General features: G+C 42.7%; 1 protein-coding gene. It reads left to right on the top strand.

Annotation, left to right across the window (positions count from 1 at the left end):
• A partial coding sequence (locus R7P74_RS27310) for an HAD-IIB family hydrolase (protein WP_318123805.1) occupies positions 1-625 on the top strand: 625 nt, incomplete at both ends.

The raw sequence follows: 625 nt of genomic DNA, 5'->3' as shown, positions 1-625 counted from the left end.
CATGCAGGCAAAATTGGATGAGCTGAATATTCATTCCGATAAAGATTTTGTCCTTTTCTACAATGGTTCTATGGTTAAAAATGTAGGTACAAACGAAATTATCCACCAGCAAATCATTGATGGTAAGGCAGCTAAATTAGTCGCTCGTAAAGCGAAAGAACTAGGCGCTTATGTGCACGCATTCAGCCAAGTGCACGGCTTGATCACTAATGAGAACAACCCATACACTGACATCGAAGCCAACATTAATGGCTTAGATGTGACAGAGATGAATTTTGAATCGTTAGAAGATGATCATCCAATCATCAAAGCAATGATGGTTGCCGAGCCAAGTAAACTAACTGAAGTCATCACTGCGCTCCCGCCTGAAATGCGTGAAGAGTTTACTGTTGTTCAAAGTGCCCCATTCTTCCTAGAGTTTCTTAACCCAGCTAGCAACAAAGGCATCGGAGTTGCGGCGATTGCTGAGTTCTTAGGAATTCAACCAGAAGAAGTGATCTGTATGGGTGATGCTGAAAATGACCACCACATGCTGAAGTACGCAGGTCTTGGTATCGCGATGGAAAATGCGATGGAAGAAACCAAGAAAATCGCAGATTACATCACTGAAAGTAACGACGACCAC

The organism is Vibrio sp. 2033 (assembly GCF_033339735.1).
This window is presented reverse-complemented; position numbering and strand designations above follow the sequence as displayed.